The sequence below is a fragment of the Bradyrhizobium sp. sGM-13 genome (genome assembly GCF_018398875.1).
GTDB lineage: Bacteria > Pseudomonadota > Alphaproteobacteria > Rhizobiales > Xanthobacteraceae > Bradyrhizobium.
In genome coordinates this window covers 280,666-297,772 of sequence record NZ_JAGWDK010000001.1, presented here as the reverse complement: position 1 = coordinate 297,772, position 17,107 = coordinate 280,666, and the positions used below count along the sequence as shown (strand labels likewise).

At 60.6% G+C, this 17,107-nt stretch carries 15 protein-coding genes; 7 read left to right on the top strand and 8 right to left on the bottom strand.

All coding sequences use genetic code 11. The annotated features are described in order from the left end of the window. Positions 1-132: 132 nt before the first annotated feature. Positions 133-975: an aldo/keto reductase gene (locus KJQ96_RS01440; protein WP_213284918.1), complete on the top strand. Its 843-nt coding sequence runs from the start codon at positions 133-135 to the stop codon at positions 973-975. Positions 976-1,056: 81 nt separating this feature from the next. Here the strand turns inward: KJQ96_RS01440 and KJQ96_RS01435 are convergent, their stop codons facing one another. Genes KJQ96_RS01435 through KJQ96_RS01425 form a run of 3 tightly spaced genes read right to left on the bottom strand, consistent with a single transcriptional unit; the run spans position 1,057 to position 4,875 of the window. After that, the gene (locus KJQ96_RS01435; protein WP_213285117.1) at positions 1,057-2,646 is read right to left on the bottom strand and encodes an ATP-binding protein; all 1,590 of its coding nucleotides are present in this window, start codon (positions 2,644-2,646) and stop codon (positions 1,057-1,059) included. Continuing rightward, positions 2,646-3,350 (bottom strand): response regulator transcription factor, encoded by a 705-nt coding sequence (locus KJQ96_RS01430; protein WP_213284917.1) that lies wholly within the window; start codon positions 3,348-3,350, stop codon positions 2,646-2,648. The genes KJQ96_RS01435 and KJQ96_RS01430 overlap by 1 nt, the downstream gene beginning before the upstream one ends. 34 nt (positions 3,351-3,384) lie before the next feature. Next, positions 3,385-4,875: a DUF4173 domain-containing protein gene (locus KJQ96_RS01425; protein ID WP_213284916.1), complete on the bottom strand. Its 1,491-nt coding sequence runs from the start codon at positions 4,873-4,875 to the stop codon at positions 3,385-3,387. 295 nt (positions 4,876-5,170) lie between these two features. On the opposite strand from KJQ96_RS01425, the gene KJQ96_RS01420 reads away from it, so the two are divergent. Next, positions 5,171-6,472 carry a glycoside hydrolase family 3 N-terminal domain-containing protein gene (locus tag KJQ96_RS01420; protein WP_213284915.1) on the top strand — a complete coding sequence of 434 codons (1,302 nt, stop codon included), beginning with the start codon at positions 5,171-5,173 and terminating at the stop codon, positions 6,470-6,472. A gap of 42 nt (positions 6,473-6,514) precedes the next feature. Here KJQ96_RS01420 and KJQ96_RS01415 read toward each other — a convergent pair whose 3' ends face one another. The 3 genes from KJQ96_RS01415 to KJQ96_RS01405 form a co-directional block, all read right to left on the bottom strand. Next, positions 6,515-7,690 (bottom strand): OpgC domain-containing protein, encoded by a 1,176-nt coding sequence (locus KJQ96_RS01415; protein WP_309142349.1) that lies wholly within the window; start codon positions 7,688-7,690, stop codon positions 6,515-6,517. Positions 7,691-7,867: 177 nt separating this feature from the next. Further along, on the bottom strand, positions 7,868-8,143 hold the full coding sequence (locus KJQ96_RS01410; protein ID WP_213284913.1) for a hypothetical protein: 276 nt from the start codon (positions 8,141-8,143) through the stop codon (positions 7,868-7,870). Between the two features lie 170 nt (positions 8,144-8,313). Beyond that, the gene (locus KJQ96_RS01405) at positions 8,314-8,952 is read right to left on the bottom strand and encodes a S24 family peptidase (RefSeq protein WP_213284912.1); all 639 of its coding nucleotides are present in this window, start codon (positions 8,950-8,952) and stop codon (positions 8,314-8,316) included. A gap of 130 nt (positions 8,953-9,082) precedes the next feature. On the opposite strand from KJQ96_RS01405, the gene KJQ96_RS01400 reads away from it, so the two are divergent. Both KJQ96_RS01400 and KJQ96_RS01395 read left to right on the top strand, forming a co-directional pair. Continuing rightward, a complete protein-coding gene (locus KJQ96_RS01400; protein ID WP_213284911.1) occupies positions 9,083-9,778 on the top strand; it encodes a GcrA family cell cycle regulator in 696 nt (231 codons plus the stop codon). 46 nt (positions 9,779-9,824) lie between these two features. After that, positions 9,825-10,400 carry a DUF6456 domain-containing protein gene (locus KJQ96_RS01395; protein WP_213284910.1) on the top strand — a complete coding sequence of 192 codons (576 nt, stop codon included), beginning with the start codon at positions 9,825-9,827 and terminating at the stop codon, positions 10,398-10,400. Here KJQ96_RS01395 and bamA read toward each other — a convergent pair. After that, positions 10,381-12,726, bottom strand: a complete 2,346-nt coding sequence (gene bamA, locus KJQ96_RS01390) for an outer membrane protein assembly factor BamA (protein WP_375293129.1) — start codon at positions 12,724-12,726, stop codon at positions 10,381-10,383. The two genes, KJQ96_RS01395 and bamA, sit on opposite strands and share 20 nt — an antisense overlap. A gap of 237 nt (positions 12,727-12,963) precedes the next feature. On the opposite strand from bamA, the gene KJQ96_RS01385 reads away from it, so the two are divergent. Beyond that, positions 12,964-14,016, top strand: coding sequence for a hypothetical protein (locus KJQ96_RS01385; protein WP_213284909.1), 1,053 nt, complete (start codon positions 12,964-12,966; stop codon positions 14,014-14,016). A gap of 20 nt (positions 14,017-14,036) precedes the next feature. Here KJQ96_RS01385 and KJQ96_RS01380 read toward each other — a convergent pair whose 3' ends face one another. Next, entirely contained in the window at positions 14,037-15,593 is a 1,557-nt protein-coding gene (locus KJQ96_RS01380; protein WP_213284908.1) for a winged helix-turn-helix domain-containing tetratricopeptide repeat protein, read from the bottom strand. Between the two features lie 143 nt (positions 15,594-15,736). On the opposite strand from KJQ96_RS01380, the gene mddA reads away from it, so the two are divergent. Further along, positions 15,737-16,513 (top strand): methanethiol S-methyltransferase, encoded by a 777-nt coding sequence (mddA, locus tag KJQ96_RS01375; protein ID WP_213284907.1) that lies wholly within the window; start codon positions 15,737-15,739, stop codon positions 16,511-16,513. 37 nt (positions 16,514-16,550) lie between these two features. Continuing rightward, on the top strand, positions 16,551-16,973 hold the full coding sequence (locus KJQ96_RS01370; RefSeq protein WP_213285115.1) for a GFA family protein: 423 nt from the start codon (positions 16,551-16,553) through the stop codon (positions 16,971-16,973). The last annotated feature ends 134 nt before the right edge of the window (positions 16,974-17,107 follow it).

Genomic DNA, 17,107 nt, shown 5'->3' with positions numbered 1-17,107 from the left:
GGCCGCAGTTTCCTTCATATCTGACCTTCGTGGTTATGGGTCCCAGCTTTCGCAGGGACGACGTTGTGGAGACATCATCGCCCGTTTCGTCTAAGATCCGCGCCTGCGACACTTTTGACGAGCGAGGCGACCTTGCAAACAAGAAAGTTCGGCACCAACGGCCCCGACGTCTCCGTGATCGGGCAGGGCACCTGGTATCTCGACCACGGCGACCGCAAGGCCGCGATTGCGGCGCTGCGCCGTGGCATCGAAACCGGCATGACCCATATCGACACCGCCGAGATGTATGGTGATGCTGAGCCGGTGATTGCCGACGCGATCGCGGAGTTGCCGCGGGAAATGCTCTTCCTGGTCTCAAAGGTGTTGCCGAGCAACGCCTCGCGCCGCGGCACCGTCACCGCCTGCGAGCGCTCGCTGAGGCGGCTGAAGGCCGATTATCTCAACTGCTACCTGCTGCACTGGCGCGGTTCCTATCCGCTCGAGGAGACGGTGGCGGCGTTCGAGGAGCTGGTGGCGAGCGGAAAGATCCGCTCTTGGGGCGTCAGCAATTTTGATTCAGATGATCTCGACGAACTCGTCGATATCGCAGGCGAGGGCAAGATCGCCTGCAACCAGGTGCTCTATCATCTGCAGGAGCGCGCGATCGAGCACGCCGTGGTCCCGTGGTGCGAGAGGCATGGCGTCGCCGTCGTCGCCTATTCGCCGTTCGGCCACAATGACTTTCCATCGCCGCGCAGCAAGGGCGGTGAGATGCTGCAGGCGATTGCCGATGCATACAAGGCGACCCCGCGCCAGGTCGCGCTGGCGTTTCTCACGCGCACGGCGTCGGTGCTCGCGATTCCGAAAGCCTCCAGCGCGGAACACGCGGCCGAGAATGCGCGGGCGGGAGACTTGAAGTTGAGCGAGGTCGAGATTGCCGCGCTCGACAAGGCATTTCCGCGCGGCCCCAAGCCGCGGGGGTTGCCGATGCTGTAGCTTCTCTCCCCCCGCTCTGAACATCTTCGCGGGGAGAGGGTCGGGGTGAGGGGCTCTCACTGCGAGCGCGTCTGACGGCCTTCAGGCGGCCGGAAACAGCAGTTCGAACGCGACGCCCTTGTCGGATGGCAAAAGCCGGATCGATCCGCCGTGGCTGGTCATGATAGCCTGGACGATCGAGAGTCCCATTCCCGTGCCGCCGGTGTCGCGGCGCGTGGTGAAGAAAGCGTCGAAGATCTTCTCGCGATTCGCTTCGGAGATCGGATCGCCATCATTGCTGACTATCATCCTGACGGATCCGTTTTCCTCGGCCGCTTCGAGCCGCACGGCCTTGGCGTTATGACGGATGGCGTTGTCGGTCAGATGCGACAGCACGATCAGCGCCTTTTCACTGGACATGCCGATCGAGCGCTCCAGGCATCCCGTTGCGTCGATCGCGCGTGTCGGAAACCGGCTCTTCAACCCGCCAATCACCTGCGACAGCTCGGTCTGCTCATTCTGCGGCGCGGCCTCGGCGCGCGCCAGTTCGCGTAAGCGCTGGGTCATGGCTTCCAGGCGCCCGGTATCGCCCAAAATGTTCGATATGAAGTTCTTCTGTTCCATCCGGGTGAGGGTGTCTGTCTTACTCTGCAGCGAATCCAGTAGTAGTTCGGCAGCACCCTTGATCGATGTCAGCGGCGACTTCAGTTCGTGGGTAAGGTGCGCCGAGAAGGTCGCGATGTAATCCGACCGCCGCGACAATTGTTCGGCCATGTCGAGAAAGCTGTGCGACAGCTGGGCAAACTCGCGCGTGCCGTAATGGGCGAGGGGCCGAAATGCATCGCGATCGCCCCGGCCAATGCGCGCGGCGCGATCGACCAGCTCGCGCATCGGGCGGGTGATGGTTCGGGAGAACACCAGGCCGATCACGATGGTCGCGAAAACAACCGCAAGTGCTGCCAGAATGAACTTGCCGCGTTCCTGATAGAGGTGGTCGAAGATGTTGCTCGGGGTCCTCGACGTATAGATCACGCCTGCGACACGATTATTGACGACAACAGGCATCGCCGAGAACACGTGGACGCCGACGCCGCGGCTGATCGAGTAGATCGGAGGAGGAGGTTTGTCGGGTTTGCGAATCCGCAGGGCCGCCCGGTATTGTCCCTTGAGCGCTGTGGCTATCTCCTCGATATGGGCGAGCGATTGGCCGACCTCGTCGCGGCCGGCAATCACGACGCCATGGGGATCGAGGATGCGGAAGCCGGCCAACGTGACTTTCTGGGTTTCCCGGATGATCGGCGTCAGCCGCGAGCCGATCTCGACATAGGGTTGCGATGCGGGAGCGCTTGCCGGAAGTGCGTCAGGCCGCCGCCGGAGCAGGTCGGCGCCGGCAGCGAGATCGAGCGCGGGGCGGATCGGCGTAAGCTGGTCTTCCCGGCCCAGGCGCGCCTCGGGCGGAATTTCGGCGCCGAGCGCAATGCCGGCGTTAAGGCGGGTTTCCACTTCCCGCGCATAGACCGCGGCAAGCACCCGGCTTTGCGCGATCAGCTCGGCCTGGGTTTGGTGAATGAGCTGGTTGTCATAGAGGCGGAAGAAGAATAGTCCGACCAGCGGCAGTGTCGCCGCAGCGGCGAGCGCGGCAAAAATGACCTGTCCTACCGACGGCCGCCATTTTTCAGCCTTGCGAGGCATCATGCCTGGAGCTCGCATCGCCCGAGCTTGAAGCCGACGCCATGAATGGTTTCGATGACATTGTCGCAGTTCACGGCGGACAGCTTGGCGCGGATATTGCGGATGTGGCTGTCGATGGTGCGGTCCGACACCTGGATGTTGAGCTGATAGGCGGCGCTCATGATCTGCTCGCGGCTGAAAACGAGCGTTGGCCGTGTCAGGAATGCCCGGAGGATTCCAAACTCGATGGCCGTCAGGCGCAGCGGCTTGCCCGCAAACTCGGCAATATGCTGGCCGGGATCGACGAACAACTTGCCTTGCGACAGCGTGGCAGTGGACGCCTTTGCGTCCTGCCCGCGCGAGCTGATGCGGCGCAGGATGACGTTTACCCTCGCTACGAGTTCGCGCGGGCTGAAGGGCTTGGTGACATAGTCGTCACCGCCGATCTCCAGGCCCAGTACGCGATCGATCTCGTCGTCGCGCGCGGAGAGAAACAGGATCGGAACGTCTGAGGTCTTTCTGATTTCGCGGCAGACGTCCAGGCCGTCGAATTCCGGCATGCCGATATCCAGAATGATCAGATCCGGCTTGTCGGCGGCAAAGCGGGTCAACGCCTCCTTGCCGTCGCGCGCTTCAAAGACGGTCATTCCGGCCTTCTTTAGTGCAACACGGATGACCTCGCGTATATGAAGGTCATCGTCAACGATGAGAATGCGGTGCGTCAAACGTCTCTCCCGGCGCAATCGGCTTGCAGTCGAACTAACCTGTGGTCGAACTCTTCGGTTGGGCTTCCAGGGCGCGCTGGAGGCGCCAACTCCGAAAACCCCAGGAGCGCCAGGAAGCGGTCTCTTTCGCTTGCTGTTCTACAAGGCAACTACGGCGGGAAACAAGGGCCGGATCGAACCCGCGAAGGGCGATGGCCCGATCGATGGCAGGCAATGCCTGTGGCCCGAGGGATAGCAGATAGTTCATATCGATCCACACTCCTTTGCCGCCCGCTTCGCGGCTATGACTGACATTGTAGTCAGCGATGATGGCGGCGAAATTCACCAGTGAACAGATGTAGAGGGTCGTCGTCAGGGTGATGAGGTTGGCGCGGATCAGCCAATCATTCGAGCGGTTCAGCACGATGCGGGCGACGATGAGCACGAGGCCCACCGCGACCAGTACCATCCAGATGAAGGCCGCGACGCGCCACCAGGTCAGCAGATAGATTTGGACATAAAGATCGAGGCGCAGGATCGACGACATCACCAGCAGAACATTCTGCGCCACCCATAGATAGACCAGCGGCCGAATCACTTTCGATTGCTCGGCCGGCCCACCTGGTCTCATCGCGGCCAGAACGAAGCCTGCCGCCAGAAGCGCCGTGACAATGAGGGGATAGGCGCCTCGATGGGCGTAGGAGGCGTAGCTGATATCGGCGGGCAACGCCACGTTGCCCCAGAGATAGATCGCATCGAGGATGGTTTGAAAGGCGAACAACAAGTTGAACAGGACCAGCGAACGCAGGATTGTCGCGAAACCGAAAAACTCCATCCGGTCCGATCGCGGCGTCTGGTCCAGAACCGCCGCTTCGATCAAGCCGGACGAAACCGCCATCCTGCTGCGCCACCAGACATGGATGAAGGGCCATATGGTCGACAGCGCCACGGCCCAGAACAATATCCGACCCAGGCTCAGATAAGAGGCGGCGTCGCCCGGGTCCATCAGGCGGATCCACTTCTCCAGCAATGGATTTGCCGACACCAGAAGAAGAACGAAGATGCCGCCGAAGGCCACAGGAATGAACCAGATCGTAAGACCGGTCTTGAGTGTCGGTAGATTGAACAAGCCGATGGCGTCCCGAAAAAACCTGAAGGGGCCGACCAGAAATAGATCGCATAGCGCCGCCGCCTGTTCACTGGGCTTGTATCTTTGCAGATTGGTGGTCAGCAACAGACCAACGCCGAGCGCCAGAATGATGAAGGCCAGAGAAGCCGTGTTGAATTCCTCGATAGCCGGTACAAGTCCGGCCAACACGAGCACGCCGGCCAGCAGCATCCGACTTCTGTCCAACGTTGCGAAACTAGCGGTGAGGGAGCCCAGAGCCAGCGCGAGCGCAAAGACGACCGCAGAAATTCCGATTTGTTGGCCGTAGAACAACCAGTCGGCCAGGGCCGCCAGCGCCACGGCAATCGCGGGTTTGACCGGGATCGGGCTCGCCTGAGCGGAGCCTACATCGGATGCCGGCGTGGTGAGGTCGGTCATTGTTGCGCTACCTGTCTGGAGAGGAAAATTGCAAATCAGCGCCGTCGCGGGTCGCTCGCATAGCCACCACCCGTCGTTAGCTAATCTTGTGGGAACAGGCATTTCGAAGACCGCCGCTGAGTTGCAAGACGGACTATCTGGCGCGGTTGTGCAATTGATTGGAGCGCCGTCTGCAAGAGTTCAGGATTTTTCTGCAGTTTCCGTGCAGGTGCGGTTATGCGCTCGCGCCGGCGAGGCAAGTTTGATACGGGCAATGGTCTCGTCTGATCCCCTTGCCCAAACTTCAATCATTTTCATGCAAAGTCTCAAACGTATCGGCCTGACCCTGGTCTGGCTCGCTGGAATAGCCTTCGTTTTCGCTGCTGCGAACAAGAACGATCCCTATCTGATTTCGCTGCGGGGAACGGGAAACATCGCTCTGGCTATTGCGAGCGTGGTTGTCGCCGTCTTGCTCATCCGCCGCGGCTATTGGAGAAGAGGCATTGCGGGAAGGGCGCTCATACTGCTGTGGTGCCTGCCATTGCTGTCGATGCTCGGTGCGCATGCTGCGTTTGAATGGCGCAAGCAACGGGTTCTGCGGACCGATGCTGCACAGGTTCGCAGCCTTGGAAAACATTTTATCGTTGGGTACTCGTCATTCCCGGAGGTTTCAGTTCTGGCCGAGAAGGGCCTGATATCCGGCGCCTACATCACCAAGCACAATGTCGCGGGATCGTCGGCGACGCGTTTGAAAGAGGAGATTTCGGCGCTGCAGGCAAAGCGGCGCGCTGCCGGCCTGCCGCCCCTGATCGTCGCGGCCGACCAGGAAGGCGGCATCGTATCGCATCTGGCGCCGCCTTTGACCAAGCTGCCGGCGCTATCGACGCTTGCGAGCCTGGCGCCGGATGTGCGCGCCGAGAAAGCAGAGGCGTTCGGGCGCACTCATGGGCAGGAGCTGGCAGCGCTCGGCGTCACCCTGAATCTTGCGCCGGTGCTGGATTTGCGACCTGAAGTGAAGCGTAACCGGTTCGACTTCAACACTCTGATCGGCCGCCGCGCGATTTCCGATGATCCGGTGGTCGTCGCCGAGATCGCACGAGCTTATGTGAGCGGCCTCGAAGCGTCCGGCGTTGGAGCGGCCGCCAAGCACTTTCCGGGGCTCGGCCGCGTGCGAGCCGATACTCATCATTTCAGCGCTGACTTGGATGCGCCGCTCGATGAACTCGAAGCGTCGGACTGGATTCCGTTCAGAAAGGTGCTGACCGGCACGAAAGCGCAACTGATGATCGGGCATGTGACGCTGACGTCCGTCGACCCGGACCGCGCCGCGTCGCATTCCAAACGCGTCGTCGACGGCATCATTCGCAAAAAATGGAACTATCGGGGTGTCATCATGACCGACGACCTCGTGATGGGAGCAATCTATCAACGCAATGTCTGCACGGCAGTGGTCGAGGCGCTCAATGCCGGCGTCGATCTGCTGCTGGTCGCTTTCGACGGAGCGCAGTTCTATCGCATCTTCACTTGCGCCATGGCGGCGTCGGCCGAAGACAGACTCGACGCCGCCATGTTGGGTGAGAGCGAGACGCGGCTGAAGGGGGCGTTCCCTGTGGATTGAGGGACCGCGGTGCGGGGAAGGAAGGCAAGATGCCGGCGCGAACTACTTCGCGAACCGGCCTTCCTTCGGCAGCTCCGTCATTCCCCGCATCCGGAATGCGGGCTTGTGATCCTGCTGTTTGGACCATGCCACATAGTAGGCGATGGCTATCATGATCAAAATCCCGGCGAAGCTGACCAGCACATGCAGGGCAAGCGAATCCGGGCCTGTGATCAGGACGAGATGCGCGGCAAACGAGAGAAACACCCCGGCGCAGAACACCGCCAGCCATTCCTGGCCGCACTTCATGATAGGCTGTAACGCCTGCCATCGGAATCCGCGCCAGTTCCGCGGCACCATGTAGGTAAAGAGAAAGGCGAGCGCCAGGAAATGAAGCACCCTGTAGGAGGCAAGGTTCTCCCCATCGTTCGAAGGAAAGGTATCGGGCAGGAAATCCGGCACAATGCCAGCTTGCGGAAACTTCCCTGCAACGGTGACGACCAGCGCAAAGAGCAGGTACAGCCATGCCGCGGCGCGCAGAATTGCGAGGCCCTGGAGGGTGCGTATGGCGTGCACCTGGCTGGCAGCACCTAGCGCTAACCAGGCGCCGAGCACAAACAGGAGCTGCCAGGAGAACGGGTTGAGATGCCAGCGTCCGTCCGGAAACGAAGACAGATTCCAGTCGAGCAGCCGGGATGCGAAGTAGAGACCAATCGATCCGGCGATCGTGAGATTCGGCCGCCGCATCATGCCGAACAGCACGATCGGAAAGAACGCCATCAGCACGATGAACAGTTGCAGCACGTCGAGATTGAGCGGCTTGGCCTGAAGCAGCAGGCCGTGAATCAGCGTCCGGATCGCATGGTCGACGATCCCCGTAACATTGAACTCGCCGATCAGTTCGGGGGCGCGGGATCTGCGCGCGACATATCCGATCAGTTCGATATAGATCACGAACAAAACGACGTAAGTGGCGTAAAGCTGCCACAGGCGCTTGAAAACGCGGGTCGCGGACACGACGAAACCGCGTTCCAGCATCATTTTTCCATAGAGGATCGCGGCCGTGTAGCCGCCGATGAATACAAACAGGTCGGTAGCGCCGCTGAAGCCGAAATTGCGCATGGTCAGCAGGCTCACCGCATTGTGCGGCACGTGATCCAGAAAGAGAAACCAGGCCGCGATGCCAAGCAGGAGACAGAGTCGGAGATCGCGGTCGCGCGCGGCGAGCTCGGCCTTCATTGACGGATGCATTGTTGGCTAAGACTTTACATGTCGGAGAAATCGAATCGCGAATCTAGTGCGATCGTCCGCGCTGTCCGAATAGACTTTGCGTGAAGAATAGTTAAGTAAGTTGTCGGCGATCAAAGCCCGCCCAGTAATCACAATGTTTTGAGGGAATAGCGTGACCGAACGTGATCACGCGCTCTCGTGCTTGCGCAGATCTCGGATGTGATCGAAATGGCTGGCCTGCAGATCGGCGCCCGTCGCGCCGATGTCGGGAAGGGCCGCCTCGCTCAGAATATCGGCCGTGATGTCCTCAACCGAGCAATCCGCGATTTCGTGGATGAAGCTGATATTGCGGTATTCACCCGACGCGACCCGGGAGACGACCTCGCGTCTCGTGATTTCCGGATCAACAATGGCCTCGCGACCGCGGCGGCCGTAGTCGATCATCACGACGAAATATTGCATGCTGGCGATCTGACCCTTATCCCGCGCGTCGGAATCGATGAGGAGAGTATTTCTGAAAATCGGAAATAAGTCAAGCGAAAATTCCGAAAAACAGAAATTACAGGCAGGGGTCAGTGAGACGGTCGCGCCTCAGCAGGACTTGTTGATTCGGAAGGCGAAAGCTGCCTTGATTACTTTTCCGACGCGCGTCCGCCGACCGCCCTTGCTGCCTTGCGCGAGCGGGCTGCGGCCTTGTTGCGCAATCGTTCGATCTGGCCCCTCGGCAGGGTGACGCAGATCTCGCCGATCCATTCCAGCTTTACGCCGGTGATCGGCTTGGCATTGAAGCTCGTCAGGTTGACCGACGCTGGGGACCTTCCGCGCGAGATCGTCTTCAAATAGCGCTCGCCGGTCTTCAGGCGGACCGCGGCCTCCTCGCCGTAGAAGCTCGACAGCGGGTGGCGCTGCTCTCGGTAAACGACGATAACATCGCCGTTTTCGTACTTTGGCAGCATGGAATCGCCGGCCACCTCGAAGGCGATGGTTTCTTCCGCGATCGGGAAGGGCAGTTCGACTTCGCCGAGGCCTTCCGGCGGCACCTGCTCGTATTCCGGCTCGATCGAGGCGCCGGCGCCCACCCGACCCATGATCGGCACCGAATTCAGTTCGAGATATTCGATGATAGGCGCTATTTCAGACGCCTTAATCAGCCGTATCCCGGACAGGATTTCCGAAACCGCGCCGGGACGAACGCCCATCGCGGCGGCCAATCCGCCCTTGGTCTTGCCCGGCTTCTCCAGGCCCCGCTCGATCAACCTGATGTCCAGCATGGTCACTCCTTTCCGAATTTCAGAAACAATAGCAGTTCCGATTATCAGAAATCAAGCTTGACTTTTATTTCGGAATATCAGAAATTGATTGCCGGCATCGGGCGGCGTTGACAAGAGCAAGGACAACAAGATGGAACTGTCGAACTGGGCGCCCGAGCACTCGGACGCGCTGCGGGAACTTCTTGCCAAAGGCATGAGCTATTCGGAGGCCGCGCGAGCGATCAATTCACGATTCAATACGTTCTACACTCGCAGTGCAGCGCTCGGGCGCGCACGGCGCCTCGGACTAGGAGCTGACGGTCGTCTGCAACCGTCTATGCCCACCAAGCCGGCGGACCTGCACGACATCGGAGAACCTCGTGCCAGTGATTCCATGACGTCTGCGCTTGTCTGGCCGGTGCCGTTGTTTAAGGAGATCAAGCCGCTCAAGCTGCGCTGCGCGGCGATCGAGCCACGGCACATCTCCCTGACCGAGCTGGAGAGTGGTGACTGCCGCTACCCCTATGGCGGCGATGAGGAGAGTGAGGTTATTACTTTCTGCGGTCATCCGCGCCGCCCGGGTTCGGCTTACTGCGCGCCGCATTTTCATTTGAGTCGCAATCCGGTCGTGCCGTCCGAACACGCGGAGCGCTCTGCTGCGGATGTTGGAGACGGTATGACGAACGTTGCTGTCACATGCGTGGCCGACAGGTTGAAACGGCTGCCGCGTCGCCACCGGATCGCTCACCTGCGTGCGCTGATCGGACTTCAGCCGGGAGGCTGCGGCCGGCGGGATGATTTGTCCGAATTGCTGCGCGACGAGATATCGAGCGCATCAACCGAATAGAACTCCGGGTCGATACCGAAATTCACCGTATCAAGGAGCATATCAGATGCCGAGAGCTAAACGCCGAAAGCCGTACAATCCCGCCAAGGCGCACGACCGAAGGTCGCGCGATTTGTTACGCAATGCCGAAGTCGCAACCGTCGAGGTCGACAACCCGGTGGCGTTGGAGCCGGGCGAGAAGATCGTTGCCTTGCGTTCGATTCGCAACGACCCCCTCGCTCGATTACATTCCCACCGCCAGATCGACGAGGCGCAGTATCAGGCGGGGAGGGCGTTCCAGAGCGACTGGGAGAAGGCGGAGCGCGGCCCGCGCGCGGTCGATCCGACCCGGGAATATGTCGATGGCGGGCAGCGACGCGAACCGATCACCGAGGGTCAACGCAAGGCCGTGCTGCGGTTGAACCGTGCCGAGCGCGAACTTGGGGCGGACGGCTCGGCGCTGGTGCATGACGTCCTGGTCCAGGGAATGACGATGGAACAGGTCGGCGAGCGGAGGGGACTGCGCACCAAGCGATGGCATGACTATTTTTCAAGGCGATTGCGCGAATGCCTCGACCGGTTGGCGCTGTTGTACGGATTCGCGACGGAGCATCCTGTTCCGGTCAAAACCCTCCCGCGCTGAAGCGAAGAGGCTGCACCACGTCATAGGCCGCCTTCGTCAACGGCACGGCATAGTCGACGGTCAGGGCGCCGAATGGCGAGGCCCAGGTCAGGCCGGCACCGACCGACGAGCGCACGACATTCTTGTTGGCGACCTGAAGCGATGCCGTCGATCCGCTGTAGCGGAATACACTGCCGGCGTCGACGAAGGCCGTGGCCCGGAGGCCGTATTCGTTGGGCACGCCGGGAATCGCGCTCTGCAGTTCGGCGGTCGTTGCCCAATAGGCGCTGCCGCCGACGTTATCCATTGTGGTGCCCGGCGTCAGGTCGCGTGGGCCGAATCCGTTCGGGGCAAATCCACGCACCATGGTCGGGCCGCCGAAGAAATTATTCATCAGCGGCACCTGCTGACCGCCCCAACCGGTGACGTAGCCGCCCTGGGCGCGCACCATGCCGACAAGATCGCTATTGAGCGATTTGTAATAGCGCACGTCTTCCGTGGTCTTCAGGAATTTTACGTCGCCACCCAGTCCGGCCAGATCCTGGCTGAGCTGCGATCTGATTCCGCTGGTTGGGCTCTTTGTGTTGTCGAGCGTACTGTAGGTCGTCGTACTGCCGGGGGCGGAGACCCACGTCGGGCCGGCGGCGGCCGCCTGCCGGACGGCCAACGAGGGCGTCAGGCCGGAGCTGTTCGGCGATAGCGTGATGTTCTGATTGTAAATCGAGTAGCGCCACTGCACGCCGAGCTCCTCGTTGATCGGCGTGCCCAGTTGCAGCCTCGCGCCGTAGGTGGTGCTGCCGTAGGATTGGTAGCTATTGGCGTCGTTCTGACGACCGAAAAGTTCGATTCCCGCGGCGACCTTGGTGCCGAGAAAATACGGTTCGGACGCGGCCAGGTTGATGCCGCGCGCATATTGGCCGTACGTGAAGGTGGCCTGCACATTCTTGCCCGTGCCGTAGAAATTTCGCTCGCCTACTTTGACCTCGACGAGCGCACCGTCGACAGTCGAGTAGCCGCCGGCGATGTTGAAATCACCGGTTGCCTGGTCAACCGCCTCGACATCGAGGATGACATGATCCGGCGCCGAGCCCGGCCGGTTCGATATTTTCACCGTCTTGAAGTAGTTCAAGTTTTTCAGGCGCCGTTCGGCCCGATCTATCAATGTCTTGTTGTAGGGATCGCCTTCGGCGATATCGAATTCGCGTCGGATCACGTAGTCGCGGGTCCGCGTGTTGCCGTGAATTTCGATCCGCTCGACATAGGCTCGAGGCCCCTGTTCGATCACGAAGGCAACATCGATGCGTTGCGCTGCGGCATCACGGGTGAGTCGCGGCGTCGCCTGGGCAAAGGGATAGCCGAGCTTTGCCATTTCGATCGCTAGCAGCTCAGTGGTCTTGTCCAGCGTGTTGCCGTCGAACACCGCGCCTGGATGGGCGGTGGGAAGGCCACGAAGCTTGTCGCAGTCCATTCCCGGAACGTTGCAGGCGACGCTGACTTCCCGGAAGTGATAAAGCGGGCCTTCGTCGATTGCGAAGTTCAGCGTGAACCCCTTCGCCGCCGGATCATACTCCGCCTTTGCCGTTGACACGCTGACGTCGGCATAGCCTTTGCTGCGGTAGTAGAGCCGTAGCTGTTCCTGGTCTTGCGCGACGCGGTCGGGATCGTAGACGTTACCGCCGGTCAGAAAACTCAGCATATGGGTGGCGGAGGTCTTGATTACGGCACTGAGCTGTCGCTTGCCGAAGGCCTTGTTGCCCGTGAAATCGATCCGCTGTACCGGAGTCTTTGCGCCCTCCGTTACGGCATAGATGAGGTCGACCCGGCCGTTGCCGCGGTCGATGATTTGCGGATCGACGCTGACCTCGGCGCGGCCGACACGCCGGTAGGCCTCGATAATGCGGCCGACATCGGACTGCACGGTGGCGCGTTGCAGCGAGCCGCGCGGCTTGGATTCAATGGCTGCGGCGAGGTCGGTGTCCTTGACCTTCTTGTTGCCTTCGAACGCGACGCGATCAAGCACGGGCGCTTCGGACAAATGCACCACAAGCCGATCGCCGGCGCGTTCGATGGAAACTTTCTCGAACAGACCGGTTGCGATCAGTGCTTTCAGCGCCGCATCACGCGCGGCATCATCGAAATGTCCGTCGGCGGTTGGATGAAAGTGTGAGCGTACAGCCTCGGCGTCGACGCGGCGGTTGCCTTCGACGATGATCGTATCTTGCGATGGCGGCGCGGCTTCGGTGACGACCGGCGTCGCGAAAATCAAGCCGAGGGCGCCGGTAAGCCGGCAAACGGCCACCCCCGATCGGAACGGTCGGTTGCGCTGCGTGATGCGTCTGATCTCCACGTCCCGCTGGACTCCCAGTTGATCGGCTGAGATCGAATTGCCCGCGCGGGGCGAAAAAATGTCTGGGATAAGGTGAGGTGCGGGCAACCTTTTCGCGACGCGCCACAATTTAGGCGTCTTTTGTTAATGTCGATTTTCTCAGAATTGTCGCAATGCACGCATCATGCTTCGCCATCGAGAGAGCCTCGGACGCTCGCGCAGGAACCGCGCAGGCGTCGGCGCTCGCAGGAGCATCACATGCGATATGCCGCCTTCATTGCCGCTGCGCTCATGCTGATTCAGCCCGCGCATGCAGAGAAGGCGCCGGAGGTCGATCCGCGCGCCTCGCTCGGGGTGGTCCAGCAATGGATCTATAACTATCGGGCCAAGCCGGATTATGCCCATGTCCCGGCAGCCGTGCGCGTACTGTTTCATTCGCAGACGTTCAAGGAGCCGGAGAATGCCGGGATCTATCTCGGCTTTATCGCCGGCGCGATCGGTTCCAACCCAGCCAAGGCTGAGCAACTGATTGCCAGTTTCTTCCCCGTTCGGCCGGAAGACGAATGGGTGATCGTCCGCGCCATCGCCTATTCGGGGCTGCCTGACTGGAGAAACGTTTTGCGCCGGGTCGCGCCACGAATGCCGGGCAGGCGGGTCATGATCGACAGCTATCTGGCGGGCAAGCTGCCGACTTTGGCCGAAATCCCGCTGGAAGAGGCAAAGCCCGGCATGATGGACAAGTTGCGCAGCGCCTTCACCAAGAATCCGTTTGCCAAGGACGAGCGGAAGCTGAACACGACGCTCACGCTGGCGAGCAACCAGGATTTGCTGGATACGCTGTGGGGCTACTATTTTGCGACCGGCTCGCACGCCCCGGTCCAGCGCATTATCCAGATGCTGCCATGGAGCAAGAGCCGAGACACGATCGACAAGCTGACGGTCGGAAGCATGGCGCGCTATACGTTGGCAAGCTACGCGATTCGTGATGCAAGTTTGCGCGAATATCTCCGCAGCGAACTCGCAAGGCAACCGGCGACAGTCAAGGCACCGCTTGCCGAAGTAGTTGAGGCGGCGGACACGGTGCAGATCGCTGCTCTCCGCAAGGATGCGCTGGCCGCCGTGGATGAACTCAAGACCAAGGGCTCCGATAGCCGCCGGGATCTCAGCTTCTGGGGTCAGGTTGGCGTCGGCGCGGTTGCGCTCGGTTGCGTCTCTGCGGCTGCGTTGGGGCAGGTCGCAGTTGGAATTCCCTGCGTGATCGGAGGCTCAGCCTCGCAGGGATTGCTGTCGTTCTGGGAAAAGCAGCAGTAATCGAGGCCGGTCGCGAAAGCTCATTCCAATCCGGCGCGGCGAAAGCCTTCGAGATAGTGCTCGCGATCGGCATCGAGCTTCCAGGGTAACTGCGTCGCGATCCAGGCGAGCGAGATATTCGGCTGGGCCCGGCGCAATTCCTGAAGCGCAGCCCGCGCGAGTTCGATCTGGCCGGTCATGCCGGCGGCGACCGTCAGCACCCGATAGGCCCCGGTGAGGTCGCCGCGCTGACGCGTCGCCTCGCGCGCCAGTGCGATGGCTTCCTGATAGTTCCGGCCGACGAACTGGGCATAGGCGGCAACGCCATAATAGATCGCCGAAGAGGGATCCCGGGGACTCTGGCGGATGGCGCGTTGCGTCGCCGCATAGGCGTCCATCCATCGCCCGGTATAGGATAGCCCCAGCGCGTAATATCCCTGCGCGAGGGAGAAGTTCGGGTTGAGCTGGAGCGCCAGTTCGAACTCGGCCAGCGAACGGTCGAGCCGGCGCGTGGAGAAATACACGCTGCCGTGGGCCGTATGGGCCCAGGCATCCTCGCTGTCGGCGGCAATCGCCGCCAATGCCGCTTGCTCGGCGATGGGGGCTGAAGTTGCAAGATCCGTCCAGCCGAGATGCACGCCGAACATATGGTTGGTCGCGAACAGCGCCAGCGCCTGGCCATAGTCCGGGTCGAGTGCAATGGCGCGTTCCAGTAGCGCTTGCGCGGCGAGGCTGTCGGATCGCGTTACACACCAGTGATGCGACAGCGCCCGCATCACCAGGTCCCATGCATCGATACTGTTGGGTGGCTTGCGCTGGCTGCGAAAACTCTCCGCGGCGTAAATCTGCGGCTCGATCGCGGCGACAATGGCGTCCGTGATCTCGTCCTGTATCGCGAATACGTCAGTCAGGTCGCGGTCGTAGTGCTCCGCCCAGATGTGGCTGCCGGTTGCCGTGTCGTTGAGCTGAGCGGTGATGCGTACGCGGTCGCCGCTTCTTCGCACACTGCCTTCGACTACATAGCGCACGCCAAGCTCGGCAGCGACCTGCCTCATATGCACCGGCTTGCCTTTATAGGTGAATGACGAGTTGCGCGCGATCACGAAGAACCAGCGCAATTTCGACAACGCAGTGATGATGTCCTCGCTAATTCCGTCGGAGAAATACTCCTGCTCCTGGTCGCCGCTCATATTGTCGAACGGCAGCACGGCTATTGCCGGCCGGTCGGGCAGTGCGAGTCCCGCACGAGGCCGTTCTGCCTCTATTGGCAATGCGACCTGTGCATCGCACGGCCCATTCACGTCGCCGACGAAGCGAATGCCTTTGCGGGGAATGGTGCGGATGAGTCTCTGTTCCTTTCCGTTGTCGCCAATCGCATTGCGGGCAGCGTTGATCCGGCTGTCCAGCGTGGAGTCCGAGACGATCCGCCCACCCCACACCAGCGCAATGAGATCATCCCGGCTGACCACGCGATCGCGGTGCTTCACTAGGTGAACCAGCAAGTCGAATACTTGCGGCTGCATCGCAACCAGATCGCCGCCACGGCGCAGCTCGCGACGATTAGTGTCCAGGATGTGATTATCGAAGTTGAATCTCACTTGTCCATCGCATCTGTTCTCAAGAAACAATCAAGTCCGTCTCATGAAGAGATCAAGCGTCAGGCAAAGACCTGTCGCCGTTCTCCGCGCATCGTGCCAAAACCGGGAATTCCAATCCCATTGCCCGGAGCGGAGCCAAGTTCATGACGGAAACTCAAACCCTCAGCCCGGCGATGCCGGGCAATCGAGTGCTAAGGTTCACTGCATTTCTATTCGGATGTGTGGCCTATCTCACATTTCTGTTCACGATTCTGTACGCCATCGGATTCGTCTCGGGCCTCGCGGTGCCGAAGACGATCGATACCGGCGCGAAATCGGGGATATTCGAGGCAATTGTCGTCAATCTCGGGCTGATGTCGCTATTTGCCATTCAACATAGCGTCATGGCACGTAAATCGTTCAAACACTGGTGGACGCAGTTTATTCCGAGATCTATCGAGCGCAGCACTTATGTGCTGTGTGCAAGCCTGACGCTTCTGTTGCTGTTTTGGCAATGGCGTCCGATGTCGGCCGTCATCTGGAATGTCCAAGGGCCTGAAATGGCCATGGTGATCGCGACGCTGTCATTCGTGGGTTGGGTGATCGTGTTCACGAGCACCTTCCTGATCAATCATTTTGAACTGTTCGGATTGCATCAGGTCGCCAACAACCTCGTCGGCCGCGAGATGCCGGCACCAGTCTTCCGGACGCCGTTGTTCTACCGGTTTGTCCGGCATCCGATCTATCTCGGCTTCATCATCGCTTTCTGGGCGGCCCCGACCATGAGCGCCGGCCATCTGCTATTCGCAGCGGTGACCACAGCCTACATCTTTATTGGTATAATGCTTGAGGAACGCGACCTCGTCGGCATGTTCGGCGACGAATATCGCCGTTATCGAGAGCGCGTTTCGATGCTGTTTCCATGGCACAAACTGACCTAGCCACTTTTCAAGTGGCTAGGATAGGAGACGGAGGATGATGAAGCATACTGGAAGCTGTTTTTGCGGTGTGGTTGAAATCCAGGTCACGGGAGCGCCGGAAGGAATGGGCTATTGTCATTGCCGTTCTTGTCGTTCGTGGTCCGGGGGACCCGTGAATGCGTTCACGCTGTGGAAGCCGGATGCAGTACGGATCACGGCAGGTGCGCAACATGTTTCGACGTTCGAGAAGACGCCGATGAGCCAGCGCAAGTACTGTGCGGAATGCGGTGGTCACCTGATGACAAACCACCCGACGCTCGGGCTGGTCGATGTCTTTGCCGCAATCCTCCCGACGCTACCTTTCACGCCCGGCGTGCATATCAACTACGCCGAGACGGTGCTGCCAATGCGGGATGGGCTGCCCAAACTGAAAGATTTCCCGGCTGAGTTTGGCGGGTCCGGTGAAATGATTGCAGAGTAGGCCAAGCGGAGTTTTCGTAACGACTCAGCGCACGCTGTTCGCTGCGCCTCTCATCGATAAGACGCCGCCCGTCTCCCGGACCCGACCCTGGGGGCGGGCGGCCTTTTTGGGTGCCCGTCACGGCCGGGCAACGC